The 15,813-nt window shown below is 63.6% G+C and carries 15 protein-coding genes; 5 read left to right on the forward strand and 10 right to left on the reverse strand.

Annotated elements, in window-relative coordinates:
* Positions 1-81: 81 nt before the first annotated feature.
* Positions 82-966, reverse strand: coding sequence for an EamA family transporter RarD (rarD, locus tag ACP7EG_RS08555; protein WP_426087295.1), 885 nt, complete (start codon positions 964-966; stop codon positions 82-84).
* A 238-nt stretch (positions 967-1,204) separates the two neighbouring features.
* Between rarD and ACP7EG_RS08560 the strand changes: the two genes are divergently transcribed.
* Both ACP7EG_RS08560 and ACP7EG_RS08565 read left to right on the forward strand, forming a co-directional pair.
* Positions 1,205-3,082 carry a potassium transporter Kup gene (locus ACP7EG_RS08560; RefSeq protein WP_426087296.1) on the forward strand — a complete coding sequence of 626 codons (1,878 nt, stop codon included), beginning with the start codon at positions 1,205-1,207 and terminating at the stop codon, positions 3,080-3,082.
* 156 nt (positions 3,083-3,238) lie between these two features.
* Positions 3,239-3,700 (forward strand): FKBP-type peptidyl-prolyl cis-trans isomerase, encoded by a 462-nt coding sequence (locus tag ACP7EG_RS08565; RefSeq protein WP_426087297.1) that lies wholly within the window; start codon positions 3,239-3,241, stop codon positions 3,698-3,700.
* Between the two features lie 73 nt (positions 3,701-3,773).
* Here the strand turns inward: ACP7EG_RS08565 and ACP7EG_RS08570 are convergent, their stop codons facing one another.
* The gene (locus tag ACP7EG_RS08570) at positions 3,774-4,445 is read right to left on the reverse strand and encodes a diphthine--ammonia ligase (protein WP_426087298.1); all 672 of its coding nucleotides are present in this window, start codon (positions 4,443-4,445) and stop codon (positions 3,774-3,776) included.
* On the reverse strand, positions 4,442-4,912 hold the full coding sequence (locus ACP7EG_RS08575; RefSeq protein WP_426087299.1) for a GNAT family N-acetyltransferase: 471 nt from the start codon (positions 4,910-4,912) through the stop codon (positions 4,442-4,444). Before ACP7EG_RS08575 ends, ACP7EG_RS08570 begins: the two co-directional genes overlap by 4 nt.
* 148 nt (positions 4,913-5,060) lie before the next feature.
* Here ACP7EG_RS08575 and ACP7EG_RS08580 point away from each other — a divergent pair, with 148 nt between their 5' ends.
* Positions 5,061-6,029 (forward strand): IS1595 family transposase, encoded by a 969-nt coding sequence (locus tag ACP7EG_RS08580; protein ID WP_426087300.1) that lies wholly within the window; start codon positions 5,061-5,063, stop codon positions 6,027-6,029.
* Between the two features lie 80 nt (positions 6,030-6,109).
* Here the strand turns inward: ACP7EG_RS08580 and ACP7EG_RS08585 are convergent, their stop codons facing one another.
* The gene (locus ACP7EG_RS08585; RefSeq protein ID WP_071079944.1) at positions 6,110-6,535 is read right to left on the reverse strand and encodes an organic hydroperoxide resistance protein; all 426 of its coding nucleotides are present in this window, start codon (positions 6,533-6,535) and stop codon (positions 6,110-6,112) included.
* 285 nt (positions 6,536-6,820) lie between these two features.
* Between ACP7EG_RS08585 and ACP7EG_RS08590 the strand changes: the two genes are divergently transcribed.
* On the forward strand, positions 6,821-8,080 hold the full coding sequence (locus tag ACP7EG_RS08590; RefSeq protein WP_426087301.1) for a sensor histidine kinase: 1,260 nt from the start codon (positions 6,821-6,823) through the stop codon (positions 8,078-8,080).
* On the forward strand, positions 8,073-8,861 hold the full coding sequence (locus ACP7EG_RS08595) for a LytR/AlgR family response regulator transcription factor (RefSeq protein ID WP_426087302.1): 789 nt from the start codon (positions 8,073-8,075) through the stop codon (positions 8,859-8,861). Before ACP7EG_RS08590 ends, ACP7EG_RS08595 begins: the two co-directional genes overlap by 8 nt.
* A gap of 68 nt (positions 8,862-8,929) precedes the next feature.
* Here the strand turns inward: ACP7EG_RS08595 and ACP7EG_RS08600 are convergent, their stop codons facing one another.
* The 6 genes from ACP7EG_RS08600 to hemA form a co-directional block, all read right to left on the reverse strand.
* A complete protein-coding gene (locus ACP7EG_RS08600) occupies positions 8,930-9,973 on the reverse strand; it encodes a histone deacetylase family protein (RefSeq protein WP_426087303.1) in 1,044 nt (347 codons plus the stop codon).
* Between the two features lie 19 nt (positions 9,974-9,992).
* Entirely contained in the window at positions 9,993-11,594 is a 1,602-nt protein-coding gene (gene gshA, locus ACP7EG_RS08605; protein ID WP_426087304.1) for a glutamate--cysteine ligase, read from the reverse strand.
* 214 nt (positions 11,595-11,808) lie between these two features.
* Positions 11,809-12,639, reverse strand: coding sequence for a peptide chain release factor N(5)-glutamine methyltransferase (gene prmC, locus ACP7EG_RS08610; RefSeq protein ID WP_426087305.1), 831 nt, complete (start codon positions 12,637-12,639; stop codon positions 11,809-11,811).
* A gap of 11 nt (positions 12,640-12,650) precedes the next feature.
* Positions 12,651-13,121: a disulfide bond formation protein B gene (locus ACP7EG_RS08615; protein ID WP_426087306.1), complete on the reverse strand. Its 471-nt coding sequence runs from the start codon at positions 13,119-13,121 to the stop codon at positions 12,651-12,653.
* A gap of 185 nt (positions 13,122-13,306) precedes the next feature.
* A complete protein-coding gene (gene prfA, locus ACP7EG_RS08620; protein ID WP_071079939.1) occupies positions 13,307-14,383 on the reverse strand; it encodes a peptide chain release factor 1 in 1,077 nt (358 codons plus the stop codon).
* 95 nt (positions 14,384-14,478) lie between these two features.
* Complete coding sequence (gene hemA, locus ACP7EG_RS08625) at positions 14,479-15,753, reverse strand: glutamyl-tRNA reductase (protein ID WP_071079938.1); 1,275 nt, start codon at positions 15,751-15,753, stop codon at positions 14,479-14,481.
* Positions 15,754-15,813 lie beyond the last annotated feature (60 nt).

Here is a 15,813-nt window from a genome sequence, read left to right on the forward strand (position 1 = left end):
CAAAGACGGACAGGATACGGTAAACGCCCGCTTCCGGCCAGCGCTGCGCGCTGCGGAAACGGCCGCAAGGGCAAGGCTAGGCTAGGCGATGGCGCGCGCGCGGCGGCTGTTCCACAGCCCCTCGGCCGCATACAGGCCCAGCGCCGTCCAGATGACGAGGAAGCCCAGCATGCGCTCTTGGGTGAACGATTCGTGGAAAACCCACACGCCGATCAGCAGCTGGCCCGTGGGGGCGATGTATTGTAATAAGCCCAGTACGGCCAGCGGCAGGCGGCGCGCGCCGGCGGCAAACAGCAGCAGGGGAATGGCCGTGATGGGGCCGGACGCCAGCAGCAGCGCGCGCGTGGCGGTGGAATCTGTATTGACGAAGCCGCTCTGGCCGTGCCAGGCCAGCCACAGCATGTAGGCCAGCGCCAGGGGAAACAAAATCAAGGTTTCGAATGACAGGCCTTCCAGCGCACCGAGCGCGGCCGTCTTGCGCAGCAAGCCATAGCCGCCGAAGGTGGCCGCCAGCAGCAGGGCGATCCACGGCACTTGCCCCGCCTGCCAGGTGAGCCAGGCCACGCCGCAGGCGGCCAGGCCGATGGCCAGCCACTGCAGGCGGCGCAAGCGCTCGTGCAGCAGCATAAAGCCCAGCATGACATTGATCAGGGGCGTAATAAAGTAGCCGAGGCTGGCGTCGACCACGTGGCCATTGTTGACGGCCCAGATATAGATGAACCAGTTGGCGGACAGCAAAAACGCGCTGGCGACGAAGCTGGCCACGACCCTGGGCTGCGCTTTCAGGCTGCCCAGCCAGCTCCACTGGCGGCGTACGGTCAGCACGATGCCTAGAAACAACAGAGACCAGACCATGCGGTGCGCCAGGATTTCCTGTGGTGCGATCTCGCCGATGGCATGGAAATACAGGGGAAACAGGCCCCAGCACAGGAAGGCGAGGGAGGCGTACAACATGCCTGGATTCATGATGGGGCTCGCTGGAGAGTAGACAGTCTGTCATTATGGCTGAAAACATCGGGGGCTGCCCGGCGCCGCTGGCGAGGCGTAGAATGGCAACAAATCAATGGCCGCAAGCCCGCGCAGCAAGGCGGAGCGGTACAAAACCACGACTTTGGGGCAGCTGCGGAACCATGCAAAAATACTCTTGCTATTTGCTAATACCTATCATATTGTGCGATGCAACAAAACAAAAACGGGTGCAATCTTGACGTCGGAACACAAAAAAAGCGGCCTGGTCGGCTTGACACTGGCTGCCGTCGGCATCGTCTATGGCGATATCGGCACCAGTCCGCTATACACCCTCAAAACGGTATTCGACCCGGCCCACGGCCTGTCTGTCACGCATAACAACCTGCTGGGCATCGTCTCGCTGATCTTCTGGGGCCTGACCCTGATCGTCTCGCTGAAGTACGTGACCCTGGTGCTGCGTGCCGACAACCGCGGCGAGGGCGGCATCATGGCCCTGATGGCGCTGGTGCTGTCGTCCGTCAGCAAGTCGTCGCGCTGGCATGTGCCGCTGATGGTGATCGGCGTGTTTGGCGCCACCCTGTTCTATGGCGACAGCGTGATCACGCCGGCCATTTCGGTGCTGTCGGCCATCGAAGGCCTGGAAGTGGCGACGCCCGCCTTCAGCCCGTATGTGGTGTGGCTGACGATCGCCGTGCTGGTGGCGCTGTATTCGGTGCAGTCGCACGGTACGGCCGGCATCGGCCGCTTCTTCGCTCCCATCATGCTGATATGGTTTGTCGCGCTCGCCGTTATGGGCGTGCTCAACATCATCAAGTCGCCAGGCATCCTGGCCGCCGTCAATCCGCTGCACGCGGTGGCTTTCCTGCTCGACAATGGCCGCATCGCCTTCCTGTCGCTGGGCGCCGTGGTGCTGGCACTGACGGGCGCCGAGGCGCTGTACGCCGACATGGGCCACTTCGGCAAGAAGCCGATCCGCATGGCCTGGTTCCTGATCGCCTTTCCCGCGCTGGCGCTGAACTACCTGGGCCAGGGCGGGCTGCTGCTGGCGCACCCGGAAGCCATTTCCAATCCGTTCTACCAGCAGCTGGGCGCCTGGAGCGTGTATCCGCTGGTGATTTTGTCGACCATGGCCACCGTGATCGCTTCGCAGGCGACCATTTCCGGCACCTTTTCGATGACCAAGCAAGCCATCGCGCTGGGCTTCTTGCCGCGCATGCGAGTGCGCCACACGTCGGAAAGCGAAATCGGCCAGATTTACATTCCTGCCGTGAACTGGCTGCAGCTGGCCGTCGTGCTGATGGCCGTCGTCGGTTTTGGTTCGTCGGAAAAGCTGGCCGCTGCCTACGGCATCGCCGTCACCGCCACCATGCTGGCCACCACGATCCTGACCTTCTTCGTCATCCGCTACCGCTGGAAGATGAATTTGCTGCTGTGCTGGGCCGCCACGGGCTTCTTCCTGATCATCGATGTGAACCTGTTCGCGGCCAGTTCCCTGAAACTGTTCCACGGCGGCTGGTTCCCGCTGTTGCTGGGCGCCGTACTGTTCATCATCATGCTGACCTGGAAACGGGGCCGCCAACTGGTGTTCCAGAACCTGGAAAAGCACGCGATCCCGCTCAACGAATTCCTCTCGTCGCTGTTCATCGCGCCGCCGCTGCGCGTGCCCGGCACGGCCATCTTCCTGCGCGGCGAAACGGATGGCGTGCCGCATGCGCTGCTGCATAACTTGCTGCACAACAAGGTGCTGCATGAGCGCGTCATTTTCCTCACCGTCTTCATGCATGAAGAGCCGTGGGTGTTGCCATCCGAGCGCGTGCGCGTGGTGGAGCTGGGCCACCAGTGCTACCAGGTGAATGTGCATTACGGCTTCAAGGATGAACCGGACATTCCGGCGGCGCTGGCGCAATGCGCCGAGCAGGGACTCGATTTCGAGATGATGGAAACGTCGTTCTTCATCGCGCGCCAGACCATCATCTCGACGCCGGGGGCCGGCATGATGCCATGGCGCGAGCACCTGTTCGTCACCATGTCGCGCAATGCGCGTACGGCGGCCGACTACTATCAGATCCCGAGCAACCGGGTGATCGAACTGGGCACGCAGGTGGAAATCTAGATATTGTGGCCATTTTGGCAGCGTTGCATCGGCGCACCATTCAGCGTCGTGCTTACGTCTGCTTACAAATAGGCCCGGCGACACCTGTTAAACTCCAGCCCGTACCGGTCCGCACCGTACGGGCCCCAGTCACACACCAATATTTAAAGGGAAACCATGAAATCGGTATTTCAATTGATCGCCACGCTCGCTTGTGCAGTGGCCCTGACCGCCTGCGGCGCCGCCGCAAACACGGAAAAGCCGGTCGTGCTCGACCCGAATACGCAGGTGCCGAAACTCACCTTCTCCGACGTGGTGGTCGGCACCGGCCTGACAGCGGAGGCGGGCGATACCCTGGATGTGCTCTACACGGGCTGGTTGTATGACGCGAGCAAGCCGGACAACAAGGGCAAGCAGTTCGAGACAAACATGTCTGGCCCGGCTTTGCCTTTCCAGCTGGGCAAGGGTCTCGTGATCCTGGGATGGGACCGCGGCTTGGTCGACATGAAGGTGGGCGGCACCCGCATCCTGTCCATTCCGTATGACCTCGCTTATGGCAAGGCGGGCAAGCCAACGGCGATTCCCGGCTACGCGGGCTTGTTGTTTGAAGTCAAGCTTGTAAACGTGTCGAAAAAGTAAGCCCGCGCAGGGCTGGCAATACCAAGGGCGATTCCACGGAATCGCCCTTTTTGCTTTGCGGGCTCTGTCTCTGTCAGGCTGGCGCCAGTTCCTGGAAGTAATACGTGGCGCCGCCCAGATCGGCTGGCGCGTCATATTGCAGCACCTGCGTGCGGCGCAGCGCCACCGGGGCGCTGAAGGCGGGACCGTCGTAGACGAAGGTGTGGAATTCGCCGTTTTCGCCGCAGGCGTCGACACCGGGCGGCAGGTCGGCGAGGAAGGAAGCGTCGAACTCGCGCCCGCAAAACTCGCGTGGCAGGTGCCGGCCATTGATGCACACGACGATGGCCTTGAAGCCGGCGGCGAGAAATTCGTCGACCAGCGCGCGCCGCGCTTCGCCCCACAGGGGCAGATGGGCGGTCAGGCCGGCCGCAGCGCAGACTTTTTCTTCCCAGTCGCGGTGCGGCTGCAGATCGATGTCGCCAAACAGGGCGTGAGCTATGCCCTCGTCTTTCGCCGCGCGCAGCATGGCGATGAATTGTTCCTCGTAGCTGGCCCAGCTGGCGTGATAGCGCTGCAGGCGCGCACCCAGGCTGGCTGCCTGCGCTTCGAGCAATTCAGGCGGCACGCCGTGCGAGCGCGATTTGCGGCCATCTTCATCCATGGCCGTGATCAGCAGCGGCACGCGCATGCCGGCGTTGCGCGCGCGCCACAGGGCCAGGCAGGAATCCTTGCCGCCGCTCCAGGAAATGAGGGCCGTCGTCATGCTGCCGCCTGCGCCGCGCGCAGCATGTCGATGTGCTGTATGCCGTCTTCGTCGTAGGGCGCGCTGACGGTGACAAAACCGAACGACTGGTAGAAGCGCTGCAGGTACTGCTGCGCACCGATGCGGATGGCGTGGCCAGGGTGCTGGCGTTCGGCGCGTGCGATGCCTTCCGCCAGCAGCCGCTTGCCGGCGCCCGTGCTGCGCGCCTCGGGCGCCGTCAGCACGCGGCCCAGCGACATTTCCACGTATTTGGCGCCCGGCGCCAGCACGCGCAGATACGCGGCCAGCCGGCGCTGGCCATCGACCGTTTGCCAGCCCAGCAAGTGCATGGCTTGCTGGTCATGGCCATCGAGGTCCGGGTAAATACACTGCTGTTCGATGACGAACACGCGCTGGCGCAAGGCCAGCACCTGGTACAAAGCGTGGGGGCCGAGTTCGTCGAACGTGTTCCATTGCCAGGCGATCATGCGTACTCCGGAAAAATCAGGAAAAGAGCGCCATTCTAAAGGTACACGTGAAAAAAAAGGCTCTGTCCTCGGCAAATAGGGGAAATGCCGGAATCTTCCCTTGGCGGTGCTGTCTGACTCTGCATACCCACCACACAGGGAGCAGATCATGCAGCCAGCCGAATGGACCGGCTTTATTGCGCAGTTTGCTCAGTTGAACCGACGCCAGCGGCAGCAAGGCATAGCCCTGCTGTGTGGCAACGCCCCACACGACGCGACCATCGCATTGCTGGAAAGCGTGGCGCGGCCGCGATTGGCCTGTCCCGCCTGCCACTCGAATCACCTGCACCGGCATGGCCATGCGCACGGCCTGCAGCGCTACCGCTGCGTATCCTGCGGGCGCACCTTCAATGCCTTGACGGGCACGCCGCTGGCCAGGTTGCGCCACAAGGCGCTGTGGCTCGCCTATGCCGATTGCCTGCTCGACTCCGCCTCGGTACGCCAGGCCGCTCAGCAGCTGGGACTGCACCGCAACACCACGTTTCGCTGGCGGCACCGTTTTCTCCGCGTCGCCAAGACGGACCGGCCGCAGGGCCTGCATGGCATCGCCGAGGCCGACGAGTGCTATCTGCTGGAATCGGAAAAGGGATCCAGACAGATGACGCGTCCAGCCCGCCGCCGGGGCGGCCATGCCCGTAAGCGCGGCATATCGAACGAGCAAGTTTGCATTTTGGTAGCGCGCGACCGCACAGGGCAGACCCTCGATTTCGTCACGGGCAAAGGCGCGCTGACCAAGGCGCAGCTGCACCGCTGTTTGTTGCCTGTCATCGACCAGGATATCCTGCTGGTAAGCGACGGCCATGCCGCTTACCGGGCTTTTGCGAGGGAAGCGGGCATCAGCCACGCGGCCGTCAACTTGCGCGCTGGCATCCGTGTGCGGGGCGCCGCGCATGTGCAGAACGTCAATGCGTATCACAGCCGCTTGCGCGAATGGCTACGGCCCTTTCACGGCGTGGCGACGCGCTACCTGCCGAACTACCTGGGATGGCGCTGGATACTCGACGCCAGGCGCATCCGGTCAGCAGAAACGTTATTGAAAGCAACGCTGGGAGAATTCCCACATCTGACGGTGACATAGCCAAAAAAAACCGCGCTGCCTTCATGGCAGTGCGGTTTTGATGGCAAAGCGCGATGCGCAGCAGCTTATGCCAGGTGTGCTCAGACGATCGTCAGGGTGACGTCGATGTTGCCGCGCGTGGCGTTCGAGTAAGGACACACGATGTGGGCGGCGGCGACCAGCGCTTCGGCGGCGGCGCGCTCCATGCCCGGCAGCGAAATTGTCAGTTCCACTTCGATACCGAAGCCCGTGTCGATGGCGCCGATGCCGACCTTGCCTTCGATGGACAGGTCTGCCGGCAAGGCGATCTTGTCGCGGCCGCCGACGAATTTCATGGCGCCGATGAAGCAGGCCGAGTAGCCGGCGGCGAACAGTTGTTCCGGATTGGTGCCCACAGCGCCATTGCCGCCCAGTTCTTTCGGCGTGGTCAGCTTGACGTCCAGCACATTGTCGGACGACACGGCACGGCCTTCGCGGCCTCCGGTGGCGGTGGCTTGCGCGCGGTACAGGACTTGTTTGATCGACATGATGGTTTCCTTGAGTAAATTAAATAGTTAACGACTAAATAGTGTGCTACTTGTTTCATGGGCTGCTGCCCCAGGATGCCCGTCTGCAGAAGCGATTGCCGGCGTCCATGTGCTCAATATATATCGCGCACTATTTAATTGCAAGCGATTTTATTTTCAGGCGACGCATATTTGTGCTTTATTTTCTTGCCTTTGTCGCCAGTATTGCCCTTCCGTCGCATAATGGCCACCGTCGCCGGGGGCGATGGTTATGCTGGGCCCACTTCAAACCCCAAGGAAAAAATCATGACTAGCCTCTTCTTTATCCTGCGCATCACCTTGGCCACGATGCTCACTTACATTATTGCTACGGCGATTCTGGTCGAGAATTTTCTGCGCTATATCTTCGGGAATACGGAGGGCTTCTTTGTCATCGTCGGGGCGCTGCTGGCCGGCGCCGTCATCACGAATGCGTTTTCGCACGTGCGGCGCGTGCGCCTGATTGCCGGCGCCGTCAATGCCGGCACCCTGTCGAGCCGCCAGCGGCGCCAGATCGAGATCCCGTTCGAGGCGGGCGAGGCGTTCGACATGATCGACGCGGCCATCCGCGAACTGCCGGGCAGCGAAGTGGTCGAAAGCGCGCGCGACAGCCTGCAGGTGCAGGCTAGAGTGCGCCGCGCGGCGCCGTACACGCACACGGGCTTGCCCCGCATGCGCCTGCTGGGTTTTCTGGAGCCGCGGCCGAACCAGATCCTCGCCACCGTCACGCCAAATGGCGAGGCGGGCAGCGTGACCCTGATCTGCGAACCGGCGCGCAATGCCTGGACCGACTGGTTCCTCGTCGACCATGGCAGCAACCTGGAAAACGCGGAAGCGGTGACGCGGGCGATGACGCGCCGCGTGGCGCAGCGCCGGCGCGGCGAGCAGGCCGAGGCGCGCCAGACGGTGACGGAAAAGGAACTCACGGTGGCCAAGCTGAGCCTGTTGCACGCGCAGGTCGAGCCGCACTTCCTGTACAACACCCTGGCCAGCGCGCAGCTGCTCACACGCAGCGACCCCGTGCGCGCCGACGAGATGCTGGGCAACCTAATTTTGTACCTGCGCCACTCGCTGCCGCGCACGGAGCAAGCCATGTCGACCCTGGGCACGGAGCTGGAACGGGCACGCGCCTACCTCGATATCCTGAAAATCCGCATGGGCGCGCGCCTGAACCTGCAGATTGAGGTACCGCAATACCTGCGCCAGGCAGAGCTGCCGCCGATGATGCTGCAAACCCTGGTGGAAAACGCCATCAAGCATGGCCTGGAGCCGAAGAGCGGCGGCGGCACCATCTGGATCATGGCGCGCAGCGGCGATGGCACGGTGATCGTCACGGTGGCCGACGACGGCAAGGGTTTCAGCGACGATGGCGCCGGCACGGGCATTGGTTTACGCAATGTGCGCGAACGCCTGCGCCTGACCTACGGCAATGCCGCCGCGTTTGCCATCGTCGCCAATTTCCCCGATGGTGTGACGGCCACCATCACGGTGCCTGACAGCACGGCGCAAGGAGTGTCGTATGGATGAAACCTTGAGCGGCATGACCTGCGTCATCGCCGAAGATGAAACCCTGCTGCGCGATGCGCTGGTGGCCCTGCTGACCGAAGAGTGGCCGACACTGCGCATCGTCGCCGCCTGCGACGACGGCGGCACGGCGCTCGACGCCATCGCCACCCTGCGACCCGACGTCGCCTTCCTGGATATCCGCATGCCGGGTTTGACGGGGCTGGAAGTGGCGGCTGGCGCGCTCGAAGCCAGTCCCGCCACCCAGGTGGTGTTCGTCACCGCCTACGACCAGTACGCGATCGATGCCTTCGACAACGGCGCCGTCGATTACTTATTGAAACCCATCGCCCGTGAGCGCCTGCAAGCGACCTTGCAGCGCCTGCAGGTGCGGGCCGGCAAGGCCCAGGCGGGTGACGGCGCGCTGGCCGGCCTGCTGCAGCAATTGAGCCGCGCCTTGCCGGCGGCGGCCAAGTCGCCGCCGCTGGTGTGGCTGACGGCCAGCAGCGGCAAGGACACGCGCCTGATCATGGTGGAAGATATCGCCTATTTTCAGTCCGACACCAAGTACACGGCCGTCATGACGGCGGACGGCGAGGCGCTGCTGCGCAAGCCGATACGCGAACTGCTCGACGTGCTCGATCCGGCGATTTTCAAGCAGATTCACCGCTCCACCATCGTCAACATGAAGATGGTGGCGGCGGTCACACGCGACGAGGTGGGACGCGGTGTATTGCGCCTGAAAACGCGGCCGGAAACCCTGGCCGTGAGCCAGCCTTTCATGGCGCTGTTCCGGAATATGTGAGTGTCGGGTAGGTCGGCTTAGCGGGGCCGCCGAGGCCCGCGAGGGCGTAAGCCGACAGCAGCGCCGCCTCACTCCGCCGTCTCAAAACCTTCAAGCACATTGACGACATTGATACCGAGCTCCTTCACCGCATAGCCTCCTTCGAGGATGAAGGCGGTGGGCAGGTTCAGATGGGCGAGGCGTTCGCCCACGCGCAGGTAGTCGCCGCTTTGCAGGGCGAAGTACGACAGCGGGTCGCCGACGAAGGTGTCTACACCGAGCGATACCACCAGCGCGTCGGGCGCGTACATCTTGATGCGCAGGCAAGCCGTTTCCAGCGCGGCGAACCAGCTGGCCGTGGTGCTGCCGGCAGGCAGCGGCAGGTTGACGTTGTAGCCCAGCCCCGCGCCGCTGCCCGTTTCATCGGCGTGCCCCAGGTAAAACGGGTATTCGCTGCGCGGATCGGCGTGGATGGAGGCGAACAGCACGTCGTTGCGCGCATAGAAAATGCTCTGCGTGCCGTTGCCGTGGTGGTAATCGATGTCGAGGATGGCGACCTTGCGGGCGCCGTCGTCGAGCAGATGCTGCGCGGCCAGGGCCGCGTTGTTCAGAAAACAGTAGCCGCCAAAGAAATCGCTGCCCGCATGGTGGCCCGGCGGGCGCGTCAGGGCGAACGTGGCCCGTTCTCCCAGGCGCAGCGCGTGGGCCGCGTTGACGGCGCAGTCGGCGCCCGTCTTGGCCGCCGTCCACGTGCCGGCTGTCAGCGGCGTGCCATTGTCCATCGAATACAGGCCCAGCTTGGCCGTGAAGTCGTCCGGTTCGATATCGCTGCGCAAGGTGCGCACGGGCCACACGGATGGCAAGGCATCCTTGTTGGCATTGTCCGGGTCGAGCGCCAGCCAGTCGTGCCAGGCGTGGCGCAGGAAGTGCAGGTAACGGGGCGTGTGGATGCGTTCGAGCGACGTCAGCGGTACACCGTGCGGCGTGACGATGCGGCCCAGGTTGCGCCGTCCCAGTTCGGCCACCACCATGTCGGCCCGTTCGGGCGTCTCGAAGCAGGGCACCATGGTGCCGCGAAACATTTCGAAGCGGCCCCGGTGCTGGCTGTGCAATTCATTGTAGAAGGTCAGCATCGGGACGTTTTGTGCAAGGTCAGGTGTGCGAACACAGGGTGCTGGCGCGGTAGGCGGCGACGAAATCGTCGAAGCTGCCGGCGGGCGCCGCTTCCATGGCGCGCTGCTCGGCCAGCGAGCTGGCGGCCATCGCGTCGAAATACGCGCTTTGTTCCTCGCTTGTCGGCTGCGCGCGGAAGTAGGCGGCGTGGCGTTCGCTCTGGCGCAGGCCGAAGGTGGCAAACGAGCCGCCATTGGCGCGCAGCTCGGCCAATACCTTTGCCGATGGCGTCGTGTCCGGGTTGGCCAGTTTGACGGCTTGCGCCGCCAGGCTGTCCGCATGCGCCGTGCCGCCAATGCGCGCGTCGAGCAAGGCCGCCACGGGGGCGATGCGCGCCAGCAGTTCTTCGCCCCAGGCCTGCAGGGTGATGTCTGCGCCGTCGCGGCGCAGGGTCAGGCCCGGCGTGCGGCCTTCCTTGACGGTGCGCGCAAAATTGTGCGTGTAGCAGGCGCTTTGCTCGGCCGAGATGGGCGCACTGTCGTCGAGCGCGCAGAACAGCAAAAACGCGTCGAGGAAGCGGCCCGTTTCCAGGCTGATGCCGACCGGTTCGAACGGGTCGACATCCATGCAGCGCACTTCGATGTATTGCACGCCGCGCAGGCACAGGGCCTGGATGGGGCGCTCGCCCGTGCGGATCACGCGTTTCGGACGGATGGTCGAATAGTATTCATTTTCGATCTGCAGCACGTTGGTGGACAATTGAATCCACTCGCCATCCTTCTTTGTACCCAGCGCCGCATACGGCGGATACGGGTCGTTGACGGCGTGCGTGAGGGCGCTGACGTAGTCTTCCAGGCTGTTTTCGTGCGGGCGCAGGCCCGACTGGGCGTCGTTCTGGTAGCCGAGGTCGCTCATGCGCAAGCTGGTGGCGTACGGCAGGAACAGGGTGTCGTCGGACAAGGTGTCGAGCTTGTGCGCGCGGCCGCGCAGGAAACCGGCCGACAGCGCCGGCGAGGCGCCGAACAGATACATCAGCAGCCAGCTGTAGCGGCGGAAATTGCGGATCGTCGCCAGATAGCTTTCCGACTGCACGTCTTTCGGCGAGGCAGCTGCCTGCGTCGGGCTGGCGCTGGTGTCCGGGTTGCTGGCGAGCACTTGCCACAGCTGTTCGTCGAGCGAATAGTTGTAATGGATGCCGGCGATGCATTGCATGGCCTTGCCGTAGCGCAAGGCCAGGCCGCGCCGGTAGACGTGCTTGAGCATGCCCATGTTCGAGCTGCCGTAGTTGGCGATCTCGATCTGCGCTTCGGGCGGCAACTGGCACGGCATCGACTGGCTCCACAGCAACTCGTCACCGAGGCGGCTGTAGGCGTAGCGGTGTACGGTATCCAGCTTGCTTAATGTCGTGGCGATGTCGCTTTCAGCCGGGGTGATGAATTCGAGCAGCGCTTCGGCGTAGTCGGTGGTGATTTCAGGGTGCGTCAGCGCCGAGCCCAGGGCCGCGGGGTGGGGCGTGGAAGCCAGATGGCCGGCAGGGTCGACGCGCAGGGTTTCACGCTCGATGCCGCGCAAGCCGCCCAGCAGCGCGCGGTTGGCATCTTCGGTCAGCAATGCCAGGCGGCGAGTCAACAGGTTGGGCAATTTGAGCTTCCTTTCTTGTGCAGCATATAAATAATTTGTGCTGAGATTAACCGAATTTTGGCAAATGCGTCGGCGCCGGCCCAAAAAACGCCGCGTCGCCAGCGTCCGCCCCAGGCAAGAGGGGCGGCGCTTCGGTCAGGAATTCGCTTGATATTTTAACAAACTGCGGAGCATCTGGCGCGTTGCCGGATCAAGCCCCGCGCACGTGGATGGGTCAGCCCAGGCGGGCGCCGCTGACGCGCTCGATGCCGGCCAGGTCGCGCCAGCTCTGCACTTTGCTGTAGCCGGCGTCGGCCAGCAAGCCGCGCACGGATGCCGCCTGGTCATAGCCGTGTTCCATCAGCAGCCAGGCGCCCGACGCCAGGTGGCGCGCGGCGCCGGCGACGATGGTGCGCAGTGCCGACAGGCCATCGGCGTGGTCGGTCAGCGCACCGGCCGGTTCGAAGCGCAAATCGCCTTCGGCCAGGTGGCGGTCGCCGCTGGCGATGTAGGGGGGATTCGAGACAATCAGGTCGAATTTTTCCGTGCCCAGCGCTTCGAACCAGTCGCTGGCCATGAAGGTGATGTTGACGCCGTTGGCGCTGGCGTTGCGGCGCGCCACGGCCAGCGCCGTGCTGCTGACGTCCAGGGCCGTGACGACGGCGTCGGGCCGCGTGTACGCCAGCGCGACGGCGATGGCGCCGCTGCCCGTGCCCATGTCGAGCACCCGTCCGCCCGGTGGCAGGCGCTCGAGCGCCAGTTCCACCAGCACTTCCGTGTCGGGGCGGGGGATCAGCACGGCGTCGTTGACTTCGAACGGCAGACCGAAGAATTCGCGTTGGCCGACGATATAGGCGATCGGCTCGCCTTGCAGGCGGCGCGCCAGCAAGCCTGACAGGCGTTCGGCTTCATGCGAAGTGAGCACGCGCTCCGATTGCGTGATCAGCGAGACGCGCGACAAGCCCAGCGCGTGGCCCAGCAGGATGCGGTTGTCGAGCGGGTCGAGCAGCGGACGGATTTGCAGGGCGCCGACAGTGCTGCCGGCGGGGATCAGTGTTTCTGGCATGGTACTTTCAATTATTTCTGACGGCGCAGCAAGGTCCACAGCAGGCCGATGGCGAAGATGGCGAACCAGATGAACGCCCATTGCGGGATCGACAGGCCGAAAAACGGCTCGCCGGCGTTTTCGCAGGCGCCATACGATTCAAACATGAAGGGCATGAGTTCGGCCGTGAAGATCTTGTTCAGCGCCGTTTCCACCGGATCGATGCCGCACGAGAAGCCGGGATGGGCCAGTACGTACAAATGCTTGGCGCCCACGCCCAGGCCGCCCAAGGCCGCCAATATACCGATGCCGGCGCCGATTTTCGGTCGGTTGGCGGCCGCGCCAGCCAGGCAGGCGATGCCGATGGCGAGGAACAGGTAGCGCTGGATCACGCACAGCGGGCACGGTGCCATGTTCATGGCATGCTGCAAATACATGGCCACGCCCAGCATCAGGAAACACAGGGCGGCGATCAACAGGAGGACGGTGCGTGAATTTTTCATGGGCGACACGGTGAGGTGGATGGAATCGAGCTGGCCATTTTCGCACAAGGCCGGATTTTTATTGCTTAGCCGCTACTTAAACCCTTGATCTGGCTGGGCGCTTTAAAAAGTGTTCAGGGCAAGGCGCATCGCCGCAGGCAGTACGAATGTACGGCCAGGCGATGCAACGCCGCCATGGACGCTTTTTAATCGCCCAGCGCGGCCAGCAGCTCCGCCTGGTGTTCAGCCGCCAGCGCATTCGTCAAATCCGTCAAATCCCCATCCATGATGAAGTCCAGCTTATACAAGGTCAAATTGATGCGGTGGTCCGTCAGGCGGCCTTGCGGGAAGTTATAGGTGCGGATGCGCTCGCTGCGGTCGCCCGAGCCGATCAGGCTCTTGCGCGTGGCCGCTTCTTTCGACTGCTGCTCGCGCAGCTGCACATCCTTGATGCGCGCGGCCAGCACTTTCATGGCTTGCGCCTTGTTCTTGTGCTGGCTGCGGTCATCCTGGCATTCCACCACGATACCGGTCGGCAAGTGGGTAATGCGCACGGCCGAATCGGTCTTGTTGATGTGCTGGCCGCCCGCACCCGAGGCGCGGTAGGTGTCGATGCGCAGGTCGGCCGGGTTGATGTTGACGTCTTCCACTTCATCGGCCTCGGGCATCACGGCCACCGTGCAGGCCGACGTATGGATGCGGCCCTGCGTTTCCGTGGCCGGCACGCGCTGCACGCGGTGGCCGCCCGACTCGAATTTCAGCTTCGAATACGCACCATTGCCGACCACGCGCACGATCACTTCGCGGTAGCCGCCCAGGTCGGAGTCGGACGACGACACCAGCTCGACTTGCCAGCGGTTGCGCTCGGCAAAGCGCGAGTACATGCGCAGCAGGTCGCCGGCGAACAGGGCCGATTCATCGCCGCCCGTGCCGGCACGAATTTCCAGGAAGATATTGCGCTCGTCATTGACATCCTTCGGCAGCAGCATGGTTTGCAATTCGCGTTCCAGGCGCGCCATGGTGGCTTTCGCCGCCTCGATTTCTTCCTGCGCGAATTCCTTCATGTCCGGGTCGCCCAGCATCTCTTGCGCCGTCGCAATATCGTTGCCCGCTTCCTGGTAGGAATGGTACAGGGCCACCAGCGGGCCCAGTTCGGCGTGCTCGCGCGTCATCTTGCGGTAGCTGTCCATGTTCGACGTGGCGTCCGGGTGCATCAACAGTTCGTCGAGTTCGACCAGGCGGTTCGCCAGTTGATCGAGTTTGCCCAGCATGGATGGTTTCATAGCGATTCGCGGTAAAAGAGTGTAGGGATGGTGCTGGTCCGGCACGCCCGGCAGGCGGGCAGGGGGCGGCCGCGCGGGCGGCCAGCGGGGCTGCGCTAACGGCGGGGACGGAACAATTTTGGCAGCAGGGTGACCAGCTGCTTGCGCTCGTCGCCTTGCGCATGGTGCAGCGCCTGCTGCGGACCGTGCAGGAACTTGGCCGTCAAGCCTTTCGACAGCGCTTCGAGCACGGCGTCGATGTCGGCGCCCTTGGCCAGCATCTTGCGCGCCCGTTCCACTTCCATTAGGCGCAGCGCTTCGCTGTTTTCATGCAAATGCTGGATGACGGGCACCATGGCGCGGTCGTCGACCCAGCTCATGAACGATTGCACGCGCGTCTCGATGATGGTCTCTGCTTGCGCCACGGCCGCTTGCCGGCTTTCCAGGCCCGTCTGCACGACCTTGCCCAGGTCGTCGACCGTGTACAGGAAGACATCGTTCAGGCGGCCCACTTCCGATTCGATGTCGCGCGGCACGGCCAGGTCGACCATGAACATGGGTTTGTGGCGGCGCGCCTTGATGGCGCGCTCGACCAGGCCCAGGCCCAGCAGCGGTAACGATGATGCCGTGCACGAGATGACGATGTCGAACTGGTGCAGCATTTCTGGCAAGTCCGCCAGGCGGATAGCCTTGCCGTTGAAACGGTGCGCCAGTTCCTCGCCCCGTTCCATGGTGCGGTTGGCAATCGTGATGCTTTTCGGATTTTGCGCGGCAAAGTGCGTGGCACACAATTCAATCATTTCGCCGGCGCCGATGAACAGCACGTTCTGCTCGGCGATCTTGTCGAAGATGCGCTGCGACAGGCGCACGGCGGCGGCCGCCATGGAAACGCTGTGGGCGCCGATTTCGGTGCTGCTGCGCACTTCCTTGGCGACGGAAAAACTGCGCTGGAACAACTGGTGCAGATACGTGCCCAGGCCGCCCGCCTCGTCGGCCGTGCGGATGGCGTCCTTGATCTGCCCCAGGATCTGCGTTTCGCCCAGCACCATCGAGTCCAGCCCGGAGGCGACGCGGAAGGTGTGGCGCACGGCATCGTGCTGCGGCAGCATATATAAGTGGGGGCGCAGCTCGCTGTAGTTGAGCTTGTGGTAGTCGGCCAGGAAATGCGCGCCCGCGTCAAGCGGGTTCGGCACATGGCTGGCCGCATACAGCTCGGTGCGGTTGCACGTCGAGAGTATGGCCGCTTCGTCGTTGTCGCGCAGGTCGATGCGCTGGAACCAGGTACGCGCCGCCATTACCGCCGAACCCAGATGCTCAGGCGCAAACGCCAGCTGTTCGCGGAGCGACACTGGGGCGGTGGTATGGTTGAGGCCGACGGCGAGCAGTTGCATTTCAGGGCTGTTGGGAATTCTTATGCCGACATTATAACGCCTTGTGCCCGCTCTTTGAGC

This window comes from Janthinobacterium sp. PSPC1-1, from assembly GCF_049897625.1.
In the GTDB taxonomy this organism is placed as follows: Bacteria; Pseudomonadota; Gammaproteobacteria; order Burkholderiales; family Burkholderiaceae_D; genus Janthinobacterium; species Janthinobacterium tructae.